The organism is Microbacterium terrae (assembly GCF_017831975.1).
In the GTDB taxonomy this organism is placed as follows: domain Bacteria; phylum Actinomycetota; class Actinomycetes; order Actinomycetales; family Microbacteriaceae; genus Microbacterium; species Microbacterium terrae.
The window spans coordinates 3,391,148-3,408,860 of record NZ_JAFDSS010000001.1 but is presented as its reverse complement, the minus strand read 5'-3'; the positions used below and the strand labels follow the sequence as shown (position 1 = coordinate 3,408,860).

17 protein-coding genes and 1 tRNA gene are annotated in these 17,713 nt (G+C 67.3%); 10 read left to right on the top strand and 8 right to left on the bottom strand.

What is annotated here, in order from left to right:
* Positions 1–34: 34 nt before the first annotated feature.
* Positions 35–1,378 carry an ABC transporter substrate-binding protein gene (locus tag JOD63_RS15545; protein WP_052682463.1) on the bottom strand — a complete coding sequence of 448 codons (1,344 nt, stop codon included), beginning with the start codon at positions 1,376–1,378 and terminating at the stop codon, positions 35–37.
* 309 nt (positions 1,379–1,687) lie between these two features.
* Here JOD63_RS15545 and JOD63_RS15540 point away from each other — a divergent pair, with 309 nt between their 5' ends.
* Positions 1,688–3,073, top strand: a complete 1,386-nt coding sequence (locus JOD63_RS15540; protein WP_045275119.1) for a glycoside hydrolase family 28 protein — start codon at positions 1,688–1,690, stop codon at positions 3,071–3,073.
* An 87-nt stretch (positions 3,074–3,160) separates the two neighbouring features.
* On the opposite strand, the gene JOD63_RS15535 is transcribed toward JOD63_RS15540, so the two are convergent.
* Both JOD63_RS15535 and JOD63_RS15530 read right to left on the bottom strand, forming a co-directional pair.
* A complete protein-coding gene (locus tag JOD63_RS15535; protein ID WP_052682462.1) occupies positions 3,161–8,224 on the bottom strand; it encodes a fibronectin type III domain-containing protein in 5,064 nt (1,687 codons plus the stop codon).
* Between the two features lie 426 nt (positions 8,225–8,650).
* Positions 8,651–8,845: a hypothetical protein gene (locus JOD63_RS15530; RefSeq protein WP_157003964.1), complete on the bottom strand. Its 195-nt coding sequence runs from the start codon at positions 8,843–8,845 to the stop codon at positions 8,651–8,653.
* A gap of 142 nt (positions 8,846–8,987) precedes the next feature.
* On the opposite strand from JOD63_RS15530, the gene JOD63_RS15525 reads away from it, so the two are divergent.
* The 9 genes from JOD63_RS15525 (at position 8,988) to JOD63_RS15485 (ending at position 13,033) form a co-directional block, all read left to right on the top strand.
* Positions 8,988–9,058: transfer RNA gene (locus tag JOD63_RS15525), tRNA-Gly, on the top strand.
* A 310-nt stretch (positions 9,059–9,368) separates the two neighbouring features.
* Complete coding sequence (locus tag JOD63_RS15520) at positions 9,369–10,250, top strand: SDR family oxidoreductase (protein ID WP_045275118.1); 882 nt, start codon at positions 9,369–9,371, stop codon at positions 10,248–10,250.
* 34 nt (positions 10,251–10,284) lie between these two features.
* Positions 10,285–10,614: a hypothetical protein gene (locus tag JOD63_RS15515; RefSeq protein WP_045275117.1), complete on the top strand. Its 330-nt coding sequence runs from the start codon at positions 10,285–10,287 to the stop codon at positions 10,612–10,614.
* A gap of 79 nt (positions 10,615–10,693) precedes the next feature.
* A complete protein-coding gene (locus JOD63_RS15510) occupies positions 10,694–11,011 on the top strand; it encodes a DUF7882 family protein (RefSeq protein ID WP_045275116.1) in 318 nt (105 codons plus the stop codon).
* A complete protein-coding gene (locus JOD63_RS15505) occupies positions 11,011–11,340 on the top strand; it encodes a DUF7882 family protein (protein WP_045275115.1) in 330 nt (109 codons plus the stop codon). The genes JOD63_RS15510 and JOD63_RS15505 overlap by 1 nt, the downstream gene beginning before the upstream one ends.
* A complete protein-coding gene (locus tag JOD63_RS15500) occupies positions 11,337–11,564 on the top strand; it encodes a hypothetical protein (protein WP_045275114.1) in 228 nt (75 codons plus the stop codon). Before JOD63_RS15505 ends, JOD63_RS15500 begins: the two co-directional genes overlap by 4 nt.
* A 129-nt stretch (positions 11,565–11,693) precedes the next feature.
* Entirely contained in the window at positions 11,694–11,864 is a 171-nt protein-coding gene (locus JOD63_RS15495; protein WP_084613437.1) for a CsbD family protein, read from the top strand.
* Positions 11,865–11,983: 119 nt separating this feature from the next.
* Positions 11,984–12,292 carry a hypothetical protein gene (locus JOD63_RS15490; RefSeq protein WP_157003963.1) on the top strand — a complete coding sequence of 103 codons (309 nt, stop codon included), beginning with the start codon at positions 11,984–11,986 and terminating at the stop codon, positions 12,290–12,292.
* Positions 12,293–12,361: 69 nt separating this feature from the next.
* Entirely contained in the window at positions 12,362–13,033 is a 672-nt protein-coding gene (locus JOD63_RS15485; RefSeq protein WP_045275112.1) for a GAP family protein, read from the top strand.
* A gap of 97 nt (positions 13,034–13,130) precedes the next feature.
* Here the strand turns inward: JOD63_RS15485 and JOD63_RS15480 are convergent, their stop codons facing one another.
* From JOD63_RS15480 to JOD63_RS15460, 5 genes are all read right to left on the bottom strand, one after another.
* A complete protein-coding gene (locus JOD63_RS15480; protein WP_045275111.1) occupies positions 13,131–13,994 on the bottom strand; it encodes a carbohydrate kinase family protein in 864 nt (287 codons plus the stop codon).
* 91 nt (positions 13,995–14,085) lie between these two features.
* Positions 14,086–15,087, bottom strand: coding sequence for a hydroxyacid dehydrogenase (locus tag JOD63_RS15475; protein WP_245617953.1), 1,002 nt, complete (start codon positions 15,085–15,087; stop codon positions 14,086–14,088).
* Positions 15,084–15,755 carry a hypothetical protein gene (locus tag JOD63_RS15470; protein WP_045275110.1) on the bottom strand — a complete coding sequence of 224 codons (672 nt, stop codon included), beginning with the start codon at positions 15,753–15,755 and terminating at the stop codon, positions 15,084–15,086. Before JOD63_RS15470 ends, JOD63_RS15475 begins: the two co-directional genes overlap by 4 nt.
* Before the next feature lies 1 nt (position 15,756).
* Entirely contained in the window at positions 15,757–16,689 is a 933-nt protein-coding gene (locus JOD63_RS15465) for a carbohydrate ABC transporter permease (protein WP_045275109.1), read from the bottom strand.
* A complete protein-coding gene (locus tag JOD63_RS15460) occupies positions 16,689–17,627 on the bottom strand; it encodes a carbohydrate ABC transporter permease (protein ID WP_045275108.1) in 939 nt (312 codons plus the stop codon). The genes JOD63_RS15465 and JOD63_RS15460 overlap by 1 nt, the downstream gene beginning before the upstream one ends.
* Positions 17,628–17,713 lie beyond the last annotated feature (86 nt).

The following is a 17,713-nucleotide window of genomic DNA, read 5'->3' as shown; positions in this document are numbered from 1 at the left end:
GGTGGGAACGGACGCCCCACCCGGCCGCGAGTCCTTACTCGGCCGCCGCGACCTGCGTCTCGAGTTCGGCCTGGGTCTTCGCGATCGCCTCGTCGATCGTCGTCTGGTGGTCCTGCATCTCGATGCGGGCCTGGCGGAAGAACGTGTTCACCGACCCGAACGTCGAGAACTCGGGCGCGTTCTCGTACCAGACGAGGTTCGGGTTCTCGAGCAGGCCGAAGTAGTCGGCGGCACCGGGGATCGAGTCGTTCTGCACGACCTCGTCGGAGGCGACGATGTTGGGCGAGAGCCAGCCGTTCTCCTGCATCAGGTTCGCTGCGTCGACCGAGTAGAAGTACTCGAGGAACTCGATCGCCGAGGCGTACTCGTCCTCGTTCTCCGCGGCCTGCGACGAGATCGCGAGGCCGCCGGCGGTGTCGCCCACGGGGCTGTTCTTCAGCACGTAGATGTTGCCGTCCTCAGCGGGGACGATGAACATGCCGGCGTTGAAGTCCGGTGCGACCTTGCTGATGTCCATGAGGCGTCCCAGCCCGGCCGACGAGGTCGCCATGACGGCCTGCTCGTTCACGAGCAGCGTCGTCGTCTGCGCGTCTGCGGTGGACTGCCAGCCGTCGAGGACGAAGTTGTCGGTGATGTACTCGAGCTTCTCGAGCGGCTCACGCAGGTCCGCGACTGAGGCATCGCCGGCAGCGGCGACGTTCCAATAGCCGCCGTCCTCCGAGTACTCGGCGAACGTCGACGCAGCGAGCGACTTCCACAGCTGGTCCGACGGCCAGATCTCCGCAGCGGCGGTCGCGAGCGGCACGTCGCCGTTGGCCTTGATGTCCTCCAGCAGTTCGATGAACTCGTCGTAGGTCTCAGGGACCTGAAGGTCGTTCTCCTCGAAGTAGTCCTTGTTGTAGACGATGTTGATGCCGAGCTCACCGTTGAGGGCGCTGTAGGGGGTCGTGTAGACGTTGCCGTCGGCGGCAGCGGCGAAGGCGTCCGCTTCGAGGAGCGAGGTGACCTCCTCCGGGATCGGGGCGAGCTTGCCCGCGCTCACGTACGTGAGTGTGTCGCGCATGTCGACTACCGCGGGCCACTTCCCCGTGGCGTCAACGGTCTTGAGTGCGGTGGCGTAGTCGGTGCCGGCCGGGAGGGGGTCGAGTTCGACGGTCGTGGTCTCGCTCTGCTCGTTGAAAGCGGTCACCAACGCGTCGACCGTGCTGTTCCATGTCTCGTCGCCCGTGGCATAGAGGAAGCGGATCGTGGTCTTGTCGGCAGAAGCCTCGTCACCACCGGATGCACTGCAACCGGCCAGAACGAGTGCCGACACAGCCGCCCCAGCAGCCACCATTGCGATGCGGCCTGCAGGCGTCCGCGTCGTTGCGATTGTCATTTCATCTCCCTTGATTTTTCGGCCGGATCAGGTCCGCCGCTCGAAGCGTAACTCAGGAGGAAGGCGTTTTCCAGAGTTTTTTGCAACTAGTTGCATTACAGTTTGATCTCGACGGTCCGATTCCGCAACCTCATCGCTGAAGTGATGAGCGATGTCGCCGAGAATGGGCCGGACGATACGAGAGGAATCCTCGATGCGCGCACTGATCGCCAGCGGCTCCGGGCGGTACGACGACCGGTGGCATCCGTTCGACCGCACGCGCGCGCTGATCACCGAGCCATCGGATGGCGGGAATGGGACAGAGCAGAGATGACACGCACCTTCGACCCGCGGGACTTCGGCGCCATCGGCGATGGCCTGACGCTCGCCACCGCTGCACTTCAGGCCGCGCTGGACGCCTGCGCGGCGGCCGGCGGCGGCCGTGTCGAAGTGGAGGATGGAACGTACCTGACCGGAACGCTCTTCCTCCGGTCGCGTGTAGAGCTGCACATCTCCGCTTCGGCTCGACTTCTCGCCAGCCCTGATATCGCGGACTATCCGGAAGACGTCCACCACAACCGATACCGCAATGAGCCCGAGCTCGACCGGTGTCTTCTGCTGGCACGTGACGTGGAGCACGTCACGCTGAGCGGCCCGGGGGAGATCAATGGAAACGGGCCGGCGTTCCCGCAGCGGGACACCGGCCAGCGCGCGATGATGCTGCGCACGCTCCGCGCCAGCCACGTGCGCGTGCGCGACATCCAGCTTCTCGACGCTGCGGGCTGGACGACGGCGTTCCTCGACTCCCGCTGGATATGGGTCGAGGGCGTGCGCATCCACAACGAGTCGAACTTCAACGGCGACGGATTGAACTTCGACGGCTGCGAGCACGTCTTCGTGCGCGGGTGTCACATCGTCGGCACCGACGACAACATCTGCCTGCAGTCCTCCAGCAAGGATTTTCCGACGCAGAACATCCACATCAGCGACTGCGAACTCAGCTCTGTGTGCGCAGGCATCCGCATCGGCCTGAAATCGATCGGCACGATCAGTGACGTGACCATCAGCGGCATCACGATGAACCGCGTGCTCCGCGAAGGCGTGAAGATGGAATGCACCGAGGGCGGCACGATCACCCGCATCGCGATCAGCGACGTTGTCATGCACGACGTCCGTCGCCCGGTGTGGATGCTGCTCAACAACCGGTTCGAACCCGACGACCTGGGATCGTCGAAGGAGCTCGATCACATGCCCCCGATCGGCGAGCTGTCCCACGTTCGGATCGCGGGGCTGACCGCGGTCGACTCCGAAGACATGGACCGTGAGCAGTGGAGGTTCGACCACGACATCCAGGGCACGCCCGAGTTCGCCGGCATCCGCGTGGATGCCGCACGGAGCAGGCCCATCCGGCACCTCACCCTCCGCGACATCACCTACGTCCCGTGGGGTGGAGTGCAGGAGCCGTCGCGCCCGTTCGACGACTACCCCGTGGTGGTCGACGCACTCGAGCAGAGCACCGAGGGCAAATCGTCGAACTACTACCCGACATGGAGCCGCACGACGTTCCTCGACATCCGCAACGTCGAGCAGCTGCGGTTGGAGGCGATCGTGCTGGAAGCACAGAATCCGGACGCACGCCCGCCCTACGCCATTGAAGGATGCACCGTGTTGAACCAGGACATCACGGTCCTGAGCCCCGCGTCCGCGACGGGGTGACACCAACCGCCCCGCGGGCTTCTTGCGAACAGAATGGTCCCGCCCTCTTCGGGGGCGGGACCATTCTCACTACCGGGGCGCGTCAGCCTACGGCTGCACCGGATCGATGCGTACGTCGTCGACACGGAACGTGCCGACCGAGCCCCGCAGCCCGAATTGGAGCACGAGCCGGTCGACGGCCGCAGACGAGGTCGTCAGTGTGGTGTCGAACTGCCGCCACTCCCCGGCCGATGTCGGCTCGCGGAACCAGTACCGGGTCTCGGCACCTCCCGTTGTCCCGGAGAATCCTCGTGCGAACAGGTACGCACCGACTGTCGGCGCGTGTGAGAAGTCGGTGAGCTGGTAGCTGAACCGGATCCGGTACGTCGTCGACGGGGCGACCTGCACCGGTACGCTCGACGCCGCGTTGGTGAACCAGACATTGTGCGCCGCGTTCAGTACGGGATCGGAGTTGGTGAACACGAGCGAGCCGTCACCGGCATGTGCTGTGTCAGCGTTCGACTCGATGACACCGACGTATGTGTCGGGGGCGCCACCTGCACGTCCTGCTGCCCACCTGCCCGCCGCGTTGCCCTCGAAGCCCTCGGTGAACACCTGCACCAGAAGCGACGCCGCGGCGCGTACGCGTGCGATGAGCGCCTCCGTGTCGGGTTCCGGCGCGCCGGCGGCCTCGGCGATCGCATCGATCTCAGCCGTGTACGCCGCAGCGCTGGCGGGCGTGTAGTCCGAGAGGTCGACGAGACGCGCATCCGAGACGAGCTCCGTCAGAAGGTCGACGGGTTCGATCCGGAGGTCGTCGATGCGCACGGTTCCGGTCGAGCCACGCAGGCCGAACTGAGCAACGAAGCGGTCGATCGCGGCGGCACCAGTGGTGTGGAGGGTCGTGAAGTTCTTCCATTCACCGTCCGGGGTGCTCGGCTCCTGCAGCCAGAACCGCGTCTCCGGTTCCGGCGCGCTCGATCCGTTGTATCCGCGAAGGAACAGGTAGGCGCCCACCCCCGACGCGTACGCGTAGTCCTCGAGACGGTACGAGAACGACACTCGATACGTGGTCTGCGGCGCGGCGTCGATCTGGAACGGACTCGAGATGTTCGTGAACCACGCGTTGTGGGCGGCGTTTCGGTCCGCGCCGGCGTTGCTGATGACGAGTGCCCCTGATCCGGAGCGCGCCTGTGAGGGGTCCTGGCTCACCTCCTGGGTGTAGGCAGTGGGCGTGCTGGTCGTCCGCAGGGCTGCCCAGCGGTCTGCGGTCGATGTCTCGAACCCGTCGATGTAGAGCTGCACGAGCAGGTCCGGGGCAGCCTCCAGTCGAACCGCCAGTGCATTGTGATCGGCATCCTCGGCATTCGCCTCGGCTTCGATCGCGTCGATCTCGGCGAGGTAGAGGCTGGCGCTGGCGGCCGTGAAGCCGGTCAGATCGATCGCTCGGGCCGCTTCGATGAGTGACGCCAGCGGGTACCCGGAGGCCCCGACAGCGCGGCTGGTCTCGATGACGGATCCGTTCTCGTCGAGAGAGGCGATGACGTACCACGCGTCCTTGCCCACGAGGCTGTCGGTGTAGCCCGCATCGGTGATTCCATCGACGACGATCGACCATGCGTCACCGCGTGGCTTCTTCACGGCCGCCTTGGCATCGAAGGTGCGGTAGATGCGGAACGCCGATGCCGAGTCCGGGCGGTTCCACACCAGCGACACGCGTTGGTCCGCCTGCCGAGCCGACGCCACGACTTCGTCCGCCGCGAAGGCGTCGAGCGAGACCTTGTCGGCAGTCACCGCGCTCGTTGCGACGACCCCGGCGTGCGTACCTCCGGCTGTCCACAGCGCAAGCTGCGCAACCGGTGTCCACACCTTCCCGTCCGCTGACACGAGGGCGATCACGCGCTGCCCGGCGGCGTCACGGTCCAAGCGCAGATAGGGGTGCTGGGCGAGGTTGAGGTCCAGGGCGATCGTCCGTGGCGACGTCTGGTCGGAGCGCGTCGTCCCCGCACCGCCCGCGGATCCGACGAGGTTCACACGGGTGTCCAGGGTGCGCTGCCGGATCTCGAGTTGACCGTCTGCGCGCGCGCCCAGATAGACGTACGGAGCGACTTCGTCCGCACCACCGCGGACGGTGAGCCCCGAGACCTCGCCGGAGTGCTCCGCAAGGCGCGCCGACAGCGAGTAGCTACCGGTGTGCGCGGTGGTGACCTGGGCGAGCGAATCCTCGGCGAACCGGTCGTAGATGATGAAGTCATCTCCGATGCCGTATCCAGAGGCTGTTGCGCTGCTGATGCGGATGCGGTCGTTGCGGACATCGACCGAGGGCTGCCCCACCGCGCCGACCGACGTGTTCTCCCAGCCCTTCTTGAGAGCACTCCCCCCGACGGTCGCCGTCCGCACCTCGGATGCAGCCGCCTCGGTCTTGCCGTTGAGCGCGATGACCCGATAACGATGGGTTCCGCTCTTCACGTCATCGTCCAGGTACGTCGATCCGGCGACCTTGCGGGCCACGACATCGAAGCGGCCGTTCCTCCCCTCTCGTTCGATGCGGTAGCTCGTCGCACCAGGAGCAAGTCGCCACGAGACGACGACACCCGTCGGTGAGGGAGTCAGGGCGACGGCATCCACTCGCTCTGGAGTCTTCGGAGCCTTGTCGGCATCGGCGATGCGCAGCACTACGGCAGTGTGCGACGGGACGGTCACGCCGCCCTTGTGAACTCGGAGCTCACGCCCGGAGACGAGGTCGAGGACCGTACGCGCCTTGATTCCCTCGGGAAGCGCGACGACGTGTTCCTTCGCGTTGCCGTATGCCTCGCGAGTGGTGTTGACCGCGAACAGGTAGTCACCGTAGACAGCGCGGATCAGATCCGGGTAGCCGGAGTACGGGGTGTCCGCGGTGAAGTTGTCGCGGACCACCTTACCGACGCCGGGCTGGAACGTGATCGGTACGATCTGTCCTGCGCGGGCGTTGCCCGGCCGAGGACCGTCCGCGTCAGGGTCGACGAAGATCGGGTTGCTGACACCCTCACCGATGGTCGTGGTCTCCTTGTACTGGAAGACACCGGTCGTGGCGATCTGCACCAGATGTTCGTTGCCGTCGCGCTGGACGTGCAGGCGACCGTTCGCGAGGTAGCCGTAGTTGCGCATCGCGAGGGAACCGAGAATGGTCGTCGACCCGTCCCGCATGCGGACGAACAGGTTGTCTATGTCGACCCACACGCTGGGTGTGTCGAGCTCGTCCGCGTCGACCCCGAGTGTCGATCGCTCAGCGTCGGAGTACAGAGCGAGGTCGGTGTTCGGAAGCACGGCTCCCGCCGCAGCCTCGCCCAGAGCAGCCTCGCGTCCCCCGTTCAGATAGGCCCACGACTCGGGAAGTCGGTGGTCCTTGTTGACCTGCGGAGTGGCACGGGTGCCGCTGGAGAAGTAGGGGAAGTACTGATTGTCGACGAGCTGCTGCTGCATGATCCCGACACCCTCGCGGGCGTACTGCCAGTACTCGTCCCACTCGTCACCTTCGTACAGCTCGGCGTTATCGGCCATGTGCTGCTCGAGCGACACGTACATCAGTCCGAGGTTGACAGCCGTCTCAGTCGCATACGCCAGCTTGCCGGGGTATGCCGTGTTCCGGTCGTCGACGATCTGCTCCATGAACATCGCCCGGTCGCCGTCGGCTGTCACACCCTGGTAGCGGGTTAGCGCGCGCGAGTGCAGGTTCTTCAGCGCCTGCCGGAGCAGCTCAGAGTTGATCTCCTCGTCACCCGCGTGACCCCACGTTCGCCAGAAGTACGCGGGGATCCAGTTCGCCGTCTCCCCGTAGTTGCCCACGTAGTGGTTTTCACGGAGCAGCGCCTCGGCGCTGATGGACGTGTACGACGTTCCGTACGGGAGTCGGCGAATGACATCACCCTCCTCGTCCACCTTGCTCCGGGCGAGGCCGCGCATGATCACCTGCACGTAGTCGTCGGTGTACTCCGCATTGTCGTCGTGGTTGAAGAGCGAGTGGTAGACGTCGAGCTCCTCACCGTCCGCACCGACGAGCACCTCTTCGCCGAGGAACGGCGAGATGCCCCAGATCTCGCGAAGGATCTCATGGCTGCGCTCGCGGCCCTCGTAGAAGTCCGAGCCGATGATGCGCAGACCCTCGTGCGACCGCCATGCGCCCTCGTACGTGTAGTGCACCTGATTCGAGATGTACGACAGACGCGAGCGCGCGAAGTCGAAGTTCGCCTTGAAGACCCGCTCCCACGCTTCGCCCCTGGAGAGTGAATCTCCACCCCAGTCAGCGCTCGCGATCGAGTTGGGGCCGTCGACGGTGCCCGTCTCGAAGGGCTGCGCAAGGAACTCTTCGAACGCGTCACGACCGAGGATCGAGTCATCCGCGATGAAGTTCTCGACGATGTACAGTGCCTCACCGAGCTCTGCGTAGTACCCGCCCCAGTCGGACTGATGACCTCCGCTGCCGAGGGATCGCACGTCGGCGTAGTAGCGCACGGTGTAGCGGTCGATCGCAGCGAAGATGCGCTCGAGCGCCGCCCGCCGCTCGTCCGCCGTGTCGTCGGGCGACCAACTGCTCGTCAGCGCCTCGGCGTAATAGCGCAGCTCGTTCGCGTACTTGGAGATGTCAGGGATGCCGGTCGGGCCCGCGTCGATCTTCGCCGCGATCGACGCAACACGCGAAAGTTGCAATGTCCGGTACCCGTCGATCGCCGCCTGCTGGTCGACTTCCGCCCACGGCTCGGCCGCAGACACCCCGTCGAGTGCGGCCCGCGCAGACTCGGTCGGAAGTGTCGCGGAAGCCTCGATATGGGTACTGACATCGAAGTACGAACGCGAGGGCGACGCCGCCAGCGCGGTCGCCGCCGCGGCCGCCGTGCGCACTGTCACCTGGACGTGTGTCCTCCCCTGCGTCGACTCCAGGGGAAGCAGCGTCGTGGCGGTGTAGGTGCGGCCAGGCAGTCCACTGCCGAACGCGGGGTTGATCGACTCGTAGTCGCCCGCGGCCAAGTAGTTGATGTATTGGCCATCCACGAGAAGGTGAGTGCGGAGCGCGGACGCCTCATCCCCTGAGAACGTCATGCTCAGGTGGTTCTGCGCGGCCGGATCCACTGCCAGCGTCACCACGAGATCACCCAGCCGGTTCTGAGCGGGCGCAAGCGGCTGCGCGACACGCACCGAACCCGTCTCACGCGATTCGACCGTGCTCCCATCTGACCGGAAACCATGAGCTTCCTCGGATGCAGCATCCCCGAATGTCACGCGATCGATTACACCGGATATCGGTGCGGCGGCGTGAGCAGCAGGCTTCAGCGCGACGGCGGCCGGCACCCCGGCGGACGCAGCGGGCGCGACCGAAAGCGTAAGCGCCAACGTTGTGGCGCCCGCGAGGAGCACGGTCGTCGCGCGGCTCGCGCGGCGCTCTGGGCGCGTTCGATCGCTCGGGAATGTGGGGAACACAGGATCTCCTTCGATCGACGATTCACAGTCACCTGGCAGCACCCGATCGGTAAACGCTATCCATGCAACTAGTTGCAGACGCTAGCGGAGAGTCCTGCGCCAGGTCAACAGGAGAGTGCCGGACCACCAGCGACGGGCGCTTTGTCAGCACGATGCGCCGATGACCAGTTCATGTATGCCGGTGACCGCTGGATCCCGGATGACCTTGCGAACTCGCCTGCCGTCTGGTTGCCGTTCCGCACGCAGCACGCGGAGGATGCCGATCTTCACGAGATTGCCGACGATGGCGACAGGCTCTTGGGCGTCTTCTGAGCCGGCGGGCTGCGCGAGTCGGGGCATACGCCCGCCATCGCGATGCGCGCGCAACCTCTGCTCAAGTCAGCAGATAGTATGGTCGAGCGCGCCACCGACCGGATGTGGCGACAAATGTGTATACCCTGCCTTGACTGGGACCCGCGATCCCAGTGTTTTCAAGGCATCCGGGGATGTAGTTCAATGGCAGAACTTCAGCTTCCCAAGCTGATAGCGCGGGTTCGATTCCCGTCATCCCCTCAAATGCCCTCACGGGCGGCCACCGGCCGCGCGGGAGGGCATTCGTGTTGCTGCGAATCGAACCCCTGGGTGGGCCCACGCCGCCCGAGGCTCCGCGCGCCGCGCAGCGGCGGGTGGAGAAGGCGGTGGGGACGATTCCCGTCATCCCCTCAAAAGTCCCGATGTGCCGCCGCAGGCGGTGCAGCGGGACTTTCGTGTTGCTACGGGTGAGCGACCCGCGGAGTCTGTCAGATCTCCCTCCGATGTCAACCCCGTACCTGTTCCCGATCCGCGCGCGTACCGTCGAGGCACGCTCGTGAAGGGAGCAGGCATGGGCGAGCAGAGCGACCCCCGCACGGCCTACCGCGACGAGGGGTTCCCGCCCCAGGGGCAGGAGCAGCCCGGACTCACGGACGAGACGAGGCCCCCGCCCGACCACGGCGAGAGCACGTACACCGGCTCCGGCCGCCTGCGCAGACGACGCTCGCTCATCACCGGCGGCGACTCGGGGATCGGCCGCGCGGTGGCCATCGCGTTCGCACGCGAGGGCGCGGATGTCGCCATCGCACACCTGCCCGAAGAGCAGGCGGACGCGGACGCCACGCTCGACCTGGTGCGCGAGGCGCAGGCACACGCGCTGTCACTGGCGGGCGACATCCGCGAGGAGCGGTTCGCGACCGGGATCGTCGACGACACCATCGCGGAGTTCGGCGGCCTCGACGTGCTCGTGCTCAACGCCGCGTACCAGAAGGACCGCGACGGCCTCGAGAATCTGGAGACGGAGGAGTTCGAGCGCGTCTTCCGCACCAACCTGTCGGCGATGCTGTTCACCGCCCGCGCAGCTCTCCCCCACCTGCATCCGGGCGCGTCGATCATCGTCACCTCGTCGATCCAGGCCTTCAACCCTTCGCCCGGTCTGATCGATTACGCGATGACCAAAGCCGCGCAGGTCGCGTTCGTCAAGGCCCTCGCCGAAGACCTGGGCCCGCGCGGCATCCGGGTGAACGCCGTCGCCCCGGGGCCGATTTGGACCCCGCTGATCCCCGCGACCGGATGGGATGCCGATCGGCTGGCGACCTTCGGGCAGGACACCCCGCTCGGCCGGGCCGGGCAGCCGGCAGAACTCGCGGGCGCGTATGTCTACCTCGCATCCGAAGACGCGTCATTCGTCTCAGGAGCAGTCCTGCCCGTCACGGGCGGGAAGGGCCTCTGACGACACGCCCGCAACGCACAGAAGCGGAGCCACGATGAAGACGATCCTCTATGCAGGAAGCGAACTGCTCACCGGCGACGAGATCGCCGACGAGCTGATGAGCCTGAGCCAGGCGCTGGCAGAGGCACACGCCGCCGACACCGTCGCCATACCCGTGATCAGTCCTGACGGACGGCCGGGCATCGCCTCGCTCCTGGTCGGCCCGGCAAGCCAGATCGTCGTGCTGACGACGTCGAGCGACCAATCCGATCTGGTCGACGCGGATGCCGTGGCCCGGCTCCGTGAGAAGACCAGGCGGTTGCGCCCGGTCATCGGGGTGGCGGACGATACCGGTGACACGGCGCGATGGACGGAGGAGCTGTGATGGCACGATCTCTCGACCCCGGACCGATGGCTGGACCACCGACTGCGATACGGCCCGTCTGCAACCGGTCGAGCGCGCGATGGGTCGCCTGATCTTCCGCGGCGGCGTCCGAGTGGATTTCGAAGACCGCACACTCACGCACCTGTACAACGTCATCCTCGCGAAGCTGCGCCGAGGCGAGTCCCTCCACTTCACATGGAAGGACGACATCAGCGCGGGCGACGGACGGACGACGATCTGGATCCATCCGGGCACGTCGTTCGTGTGCAAGTTCAGCGGTCCGCCGGTCGAGGTGAATCCCCTGTGGCTCGACGAGCTCATGACCTCGGCGCACAGCGTGTCGGGCCTGACGATCACGCCCGAGCCGCCGCATCCGACCCCTGCCGGGAGGGACTGATGGGACGACTGACATACGACGGCTTGGTCAAGGTCGATTTCGATGACCGCATCCTCAGCCATCTGCAGATCGTCATCGGCGCGAAGGTGCGCCGCGGCGAGTCGTTCCCGTTCACCTGGAAAGACGACCCGAGCATCGGCGACGGCCGGACGACCATCTGGATCCACCCCGGCTGCGCCCTGGTCTACAAGTTCCACGGCAGCAGGATGCCGACGATCAACCGGGCCTGGATCGATGCACTGATCCACACCGCGAACTCCCCCTCGGGGCTGTACGTCGTGCCCGAGCCACCTGAGGGCAGGCCAGAGGAAAGCGAGCTGAGCCAGTGAAGCGCATCGAGATCCGGTACGGCGGCGACTCGTACAGCATCGGAGGACGGGAGCCGGGCGAGCTCATGGAGGCGATCGCACAGGCCGTCGATTCCGGCGGCGCCTGGCTGGAGGTCAACGACGGCGAGGGGCAGCAGCGCACCGCCTTCATCCACGTCGCGCCGGGCACTCCGATCGCGCTCATCCTCATGCCCGGCAGCGAGGGCGGCCCCTCTGACGGATGACCGAGCAGGCGCCGCCGTCGGTATACCCGCCACCGACCGGTGTCAACCCCGTCGCCACCCTGGAACCGTCGACGTACCGTCGTGACCGCTGGACCGGCGTTGCAGCCGGACCCACGAGAGGAGACCCCGATGGGAATGGACGACAAGGCGAAGAACGCAGCTCAGGACCTGGGCGGCAAGGCCAAGGAAGCGGTCGGCAAGGTCAGCGACAACGAGAAGCTCGAGGCCGAAGGCAAGGCCGATCAGGTCGAAGCAGACCTCAAGCAGGCCGGCGAGAAGGTCAAGGACGCCTTCAAGTGACCCGGCCGGCGGGCCCCGCCGGTTCATCCGACGGGGCCCGCACCCCTCCTGACCCACCCCTGCCCGTACCTGCGAAGCGGGCGATCGAGAACGTGACCGGCGATCTGCAGACGGATCCGATGCCCGAGAGCATCGACGTCCATCAGGTGGATGACACGACCTGGGTCGTCCACGATCCCACCGTCGCCCGCAACGATCCCCGCCATACCCTCGCGTGCATGACGCAGACCGAGGGAGGCGCCGTGGAGGTGATCTGGCTGCTCTCCGGTCGCACGAGCAGCCACCCGTCCCTTCGCGCGGCGCTGGATGCCGTGCGCAACGAGCGCCGCCCGCAGACGCGCCCGTTCGCCATCCCCCACCTGCCGCCGGTGCGCGGTCGCGGGTCGGCCCGCAGCCGGACCCACCGTCAAGGGAGGCGATCCGACTGATTCGCGGCGCCCGGGGCGCCGGGTCCGCCAAGATGGGAGCATCCCTCGACCCGGATCGGAGACCCTGCCGTGGGCGCTGCCATCGGAGACACCCTCACCCTCGCCCTCGGAATCGCGATCAGCCCGATCCCGATCATCGCCGTGATCCTGATGCTGCTGTCGCCGAAAGCCCGGGTGACGAGCGTCGGCTTCCTGCTCGGATGGGTTCTGGGCGTGGTCGTCGCCGTCACCGCATTCACGCTGCTCTCCTCGCTCCTCCCCGAAGAGAGCACGGATGCCTCGCAGCCCGTTCGCGGCACGATCCAGCTGCTCCTGGGCGTCGGCCTCCTCGTGCTGGCGGCGGCGCAGTGGCGCAAGCGCCCGAAGGACGGCGCCGAGCCGGTGCTGCCGAAGTGGATGCAGGCGATCGACCAGATCACGTTCGCCGGCGCCGCGGGCCTCGGCCTGCTGCTCTCCGCGGTGAACCCGAAGAACCTGCTCCTCGCCGCCGGAGCCGGCGTGGTGATCGGGAGCGCGGGACTCAGCGGCGGCGAAGACGTCGTCGTCATCGCGATCTTCACCGTCATCGCGGCGAGCACGGTCGCGGTTCCGGTCATCGGCTACCTCGTCGCCGCCGACCGGCTGCGCGGCCCGCTCGATGCGCTCCGCGACTGGCTCGGCAAGCAGAACGCGCTCATCATGGCGATCCTGCTGCTCGTGATCGGCGTCTCGCTGATCGGCAAGGGCATCGGCAGCTTCTGATCCCGGCCCGACGAGGAGCGGCGCGGCCCCGGCCCCTCGACAGGCTCGGCGCCAAGACTGCGACCGGCTCGGGGACCGGGGTGTGGCAGCCCTGGGGTCAGCCGACCGATGGGTGCAGATGCGCCGATTCGAGCGCGACCACGGCCTGCCGGGCTCCGGCATCGAGCCGCTCGTCGAGCGATGCGCCGCGCAGCGTCGCCGCGAGGAATCCTGCGAAGAACGCATCTCCCGCACCGTTGGTGTCAACGACGTCGGCCGGATGCGCCGGGGTCGACGCCCGCTCGCCGGCTGCGGTCAGCGCGATCGCGCCGCGCACGCCCAGCGTGCAGACTGCGAGCCGCGGGCCGCGGTCGAGGCAGGACTGCATGAGCGCCCAGGGGTCGTCGGTCGCGTCGTCGTTCATGAACACGACTTCCGCCGTGCGCACGAAGGGCTCATGGAAAGCCGACGCACCGTCGTAGTCGTGCAGGTCGGTCCAGATCGGCGTCTCACCGCCGAGGCGCAGTCGACGCTCGACAAGCGCGGCGCCGACCTCGCTCAGGTCGATCACCGCGAGTTCGGCCGCCCGCACCGCATCCTCGATCGCGTCGACGATGCCCGAATCGGGCGACGACGGCGTCGCGAGGTACAGACTCACCCGCTCCCCCGCCTCGGTCATGAGGTTCAGGTGCCGTTCGGTCCGCTCGGACGGGTGCTCGCGCACCGGCACCGCGCCGGCACGGAGGGCCGCCCGCACCCGATCCCCGGGATCATCGTCGGCGACCAGCGCATGCAGCACGGTGTCGACGTCGAGGCCTGCGAGGTGCAGCGCCTTACCTGCTGACGTGCCGCCCAGCGTGCTCGTGTCGGCGAGCGCGAACTGCATGTGCGGCACCGGTTCGGGCAGCCGGTCGAGCACGACGAGCTGGTTCCACGAAGCCGGACCGACGACGACGACCGACGGGGATGGAGTGCGAGGCATCCCCCCAGTCAACCAGTGAGACCGTCACCCAGTGAGACGCCCGCGGACGGGCCGCCGGGCTTCAGGCTCGGTCAGCGAAGACGCGTCCGGATCAGGCGATCACATCCATCTGCTCGCGCACGACCCCGTGCGGCACCGGTTCGCCGCGCACCCACGCCTGCACGTCTTCGAGCACACTGTCGGCGAGCCGCGCGCGCTCCGTTCCGAGGGTGCCGGCGACGTGCGGGGTGATCGTCACGTTCGGCAGGTCGAGGAGCTCCGAATCGTGCGGAAGCGGCTCGGGATCGGTCACGTCGAGCACCGCGTTCACCCGACCGGTGCGGCATTCCGCGAGCAGCGCGTCGTGGTCGAGCAGGGCACCGCGGGCCGTGTTGATGACGGTCGCGCCATCGCGGAGCAGAGCGAGCTCGGCGCGCCCGATCAGGTGCCGCGTCGACGGCAGCTCCGGCGCGTGGATGGAGAGCACGTCGACGCGGGCGGCCATCTCGTCGAGGCTCACCAGGGTGGCTCCTGCCCGAGCGACGACCGCCGGGTCTGCGTGCGGGTCGGCGACGAGCACCTCGACGCCGCCGAGCATCTGAACGAGTTCCACCACCCGGCGCCCGATCCGCGAGAAGCCCACGATGCCGATGCACCGATCGACGTTGCCGATCATCGGCTCGGCGAGCATGCCGCCCCAGGGCGCATGCGTGCGCGGCTCGCGCGCGAGGCTGAATGCCCGCTTGCCGGCGAGGATGATCGCGGCGAGCGTGTACTCCGCCACCGGTACCGCGTTCGCGTCCGCGGCCGACGAGACGACGATTCCGCGGTCCCACAGCTCGGGTGACACCAGGTCGCGGACGCTTCCGGCCGCGTGGAAGACGGCCCGCAGCGCGGGCATACGCGAGAGCACGGCCGAGTCGAGGCGCGGCGCACCCCACGAGGTGATCAGCACCTCGCAGCGCGCGAGCGCGTCTGCCGGCACGGCGTCGAACGAGGTCGCCGGGTCGCCGAGATCGAGCATCCGCTCCAACTGTCGGCGTCGATCATCTTCGAACGCCCAGGCCATCTCGGGCCCCATGACGATGAGACCGGCTGGACGCACTCCGCTCACTGCGCAGCCGCCTCGTCGAGATCGAGCACGGGGCGCAGCGTGAAGCGGGAGTTCGTCCACGCGAGGTAGAGCACGACGGATGCCGTGATGCCGAGGCCCAGCGCGGGCGCCGCCTGGAACACGCCGGCCTGCGCGACCAGCACTCCGAGCGACACCGCCGTGAGGTACCAGCGCCGCAGCGACAGGTAGACGGATGCACGGAGCAGATCGCGCCAGCCCGCCGTCGGCACCTCGGCGAGCGCGACGAGGGCGAGCAGAGCGGCCGCGACGGCGAGCACGACGAGCACCGCGAGCAGGGGGACCACGAACACCGCGGCATCCGTCGCCGACAGCGCGCGCACGTCGACGAGCAGCACAACGACGAGAGCCGTGGTCGCCGAGCCGATCAGCAGCGACCGTCGCCAGGTGTCACGGAGCCCCGCCCAGAAGGCGGCGAGGGGTCCGCTGCCGCCGGCGCCGTGCTCGCGGAACGCGCGGAACGCGGCGCAGACGCCTGGCGCCGCGAGCGGCGTCGCGAGCGCGATGAGCGGCCACGAGAGCGCCGGATCGGTCGTCATCAGGAGCACGACGAGCGGCAGGCACGAGACGACGAGCAGCAGGTTCGTGATCAGCAGCAGCGACACGAACGAGAGGATGCTCGCCCAGGTGGTGTGGGTGACGCGGTTCATGTCAGCCCTTCATCCCGCTCGTCGCGATGCCCTCGACGAAGTACTTCTGGCCGAGCAGGAAGATGATCGCGATCGGGACCACCGAGATCGTCAGGCCCGCGAACAGCAGCGCGTAGTTCGTGTCGTACAGGTTCGACACGAAGCTCTTGAGACCGAGCTGGATGGTCCACAGGTCGGGGTTGCGCAGGTAGATGAGCGGACCGAGGTAGTCGTTCCAGGTGTTCACGAAGGTGAGGAGGGTGAGGCTCGCGATCGCCGGGACCGACAGCGGGAGCATGATGCGCCGCCAGATTCCGTACTCGCTGACGCCGTCGAGGCGGGCCGCTTCGCTCAGCTCTTCGGGGATCGTCTCGTAGTACTGCTTCATGAGGAAGACGCCGAACGCGCCGAACGCCTGCAGCAGGATGATCGCCCAGAGCGTGTTCGACACCTTGAGGTTCGACAGCAGGATGAACTGCGGGATCATGTACGACTGCCACGGCACCGCGATCGTTCCGATGTAGGTGAGGAACAGGATGTCGCGCCCGGGGAACCGCATGCGGGCGAAGCCGTACGCGGCGAACGAGCCGGTGAGCACCTGCAGGAACGTGACCGCCACCGCCAGCACGAGGGTGTTGCGGATCCACGTGAGCATGTCGGACTCGGTCCAGATGTCGATGTAGTTCTGCCACACGAACGTCTCGGGGATCCAGACGATCGGCACGGAGAACACCTCGTTCGCCGACTTGAGCGAGCTCATGATCATCCAGAAGAACGGCGTGAGCAGCCCGATGGCGAACACGACGAGCGCGACGTACATCGCGGCGCGGCCGAGCGGACGCCACTTCGAGGCTCCGGCGGTGCGGCGCGGGCGCGGCGACGGCGATGCCACGAGCTTGCGGAGTCCGCGGCGATCCTGCTCGGGCGTGATGAGGGTCTGGGTGAGGTCGGTCATCACACGCTCCTGCGCTTGTTCCAGAAGAACTGGATGATCGTCACGCCGATGCAGAGCACGAACAGCACCACGGCAGCTGCCGACGCGTAGCCGAACTGCGACTCCTCGAAGCCCTTGCGGTAGATGAACTGCGACAGCACGAGCGTCGCCTGGCCGGGTCCGCCGTCGGTCATGACGAGGATCAGGTCGAAGATCTTGAACGAGTTGATCGTGAGCATCACGGTCACGAAGAACATCGTGGGCCGCAGGCACGGAAGGGTGACGTTCACGAACCGCTGCCAGACGTTCGCGCCGTCGACGCGGGCGGCCTCGTGCAGCTCACGGGGCACCGTCTGCAGGCCCGCGAGGAAGAGGATCATGTAGTAGCCCATGTCGCGCCAGGTGCTCACGATCACGACCGCGGGCATCGCCCACTCCTGCGAGGTGAGCCATCCGGGAGGGTTCTCGATGCCGATGGCGCGCAGCACCTGGTTGATCGGGCCGTAGTCGGGGCTGAAGAGCAGGTTCCACACCACCGCGATCGCGACGATCGAGGTGATGTACGGGAAGAAGGCCGCGGTGCGGAAGAACGCGACGCCGCGGAGCTTGTTGTTGAGCAGCAGCGCGAGCCCGAGCGATACGACGATCGTCAGCGGGATGTGCAGCACCGAGTAGTAGAGGGTGTTCCAGAACGCGATGTGGAAGCTGCCGTCACCGAGCAGACGCTGGAAGTTCGCGATGCCCACCCAGTCGGCCTTGCCGAAGACGTTCCAGTTCGTGAACGCCATGTAGAAGAGGATGAGCACCGGGACGAGCGTCAGGAACCCGAATCCGAGGAAGTTCGGGAGGATGAAGCTCCACCCGATGAGGGCGTTGCGGCGCCGCAGCGCCGAACGGCGCCTGCGCGCCGGCGGCGGCGTCTGCGCCTCCGTGGCCGGCTCGTGCGCGATGGTCGTCATGGTGTCTCCAGGTGACGTGGGCGGGGTGCCCGTCGACGGGGCTCGGGGACCGGCGTGCCGTGGTCCCCGAGCCCGTCGCGGGCAGG

Coding starts and splice junctions, on each gene's coding strand:
- JOD63_RS15545 (WP_052682463.1), bottom strand. CDS start 1,378: ATGACAATCGCAACGACGCGGACGCCTGCAGGCCGCATCGCAATGGTG.
- JOD63_RS15540 (WP_045275119.1), top strand. CDS start 1,688: ATGACACGCACCTTCGACCCGCGGGACTTCGGCGCCATCGGCGATGGC.
- JOD63_RS15530 (WP_157003964.1), bottom strand. CDS start 8,845: ATGCCCCGACTCGCGCAGCCCGCCGGCTCAGAAGACGCCCAAGAGCCT.
- JOD63_RS15520 (WP_045275118.1), top strand. CDS start 9,369: ATGGGCGAGCAGAGCGACCCCCGCACGGCCTACCGCGACGAGGGGTTC.
- JOD63_RS15515 (WP_045275117.1), top strand. CDS start 10,285: ATGAAGACGATCCTCTATGCAGGAAGCGAACTGCTCACCGGCGACGAG.
- JOD63_RS15510 (WP_045275116.1), top strand. CDS start 10,694: ATGGGTCGCCTGATCTTCCGCGGCGGCGTCCGAGTGGATTTCGAAGAC.
- JOD63_RS15505 (WP_045275115.1), top strand. CDS start 11,011: ATGGGACGACTGACATACGACGGCTTGGTCAAGGTCGATTTCGATGAC.
- JOD63_RS15495 (WP_084613437.1), top strand. CDS start 11,694: ATGGGAATGGACGACAAGGCGAAGAACGCAGCTCAGGACCTGGGCGGC.
- JOD63_RS15490 (WP_157003963.1), top strand. CDS start 11,984: ATGCCCGAGAGCATCGACGTCCATCAGGTGGATGACACGACCTGGGTC.
- JOD63_RS15480 (WP_045275111.1), bottom strand. CDS start 13,994: ATGCCTCGCACTCCATCCCCGTCGGTCGTCGTCGTCGGTCCGGCTTCG.
- JOD63_RS15470 (WP_045275110.1), bottom strand. CDS start 15,755: ATGAACCGCGTCACCCACACCACCTGGGCGAGCATCCTCTCGTTCGTG.
- JOD63_RS15465 (WP_045275109.1), bottom strand. CDS start 16,689: ATGACCGACCTCACCCAGACCCTCATCACGCCCGAGCAGGATCGCCGC.
- JOD63_RS15460 (WP_045275108.1), bottom strand. CDS start 17,627: ATGACGACCATCGCGCACGAGCCGGCCACGGAGGCGCAGACGCCGCCG.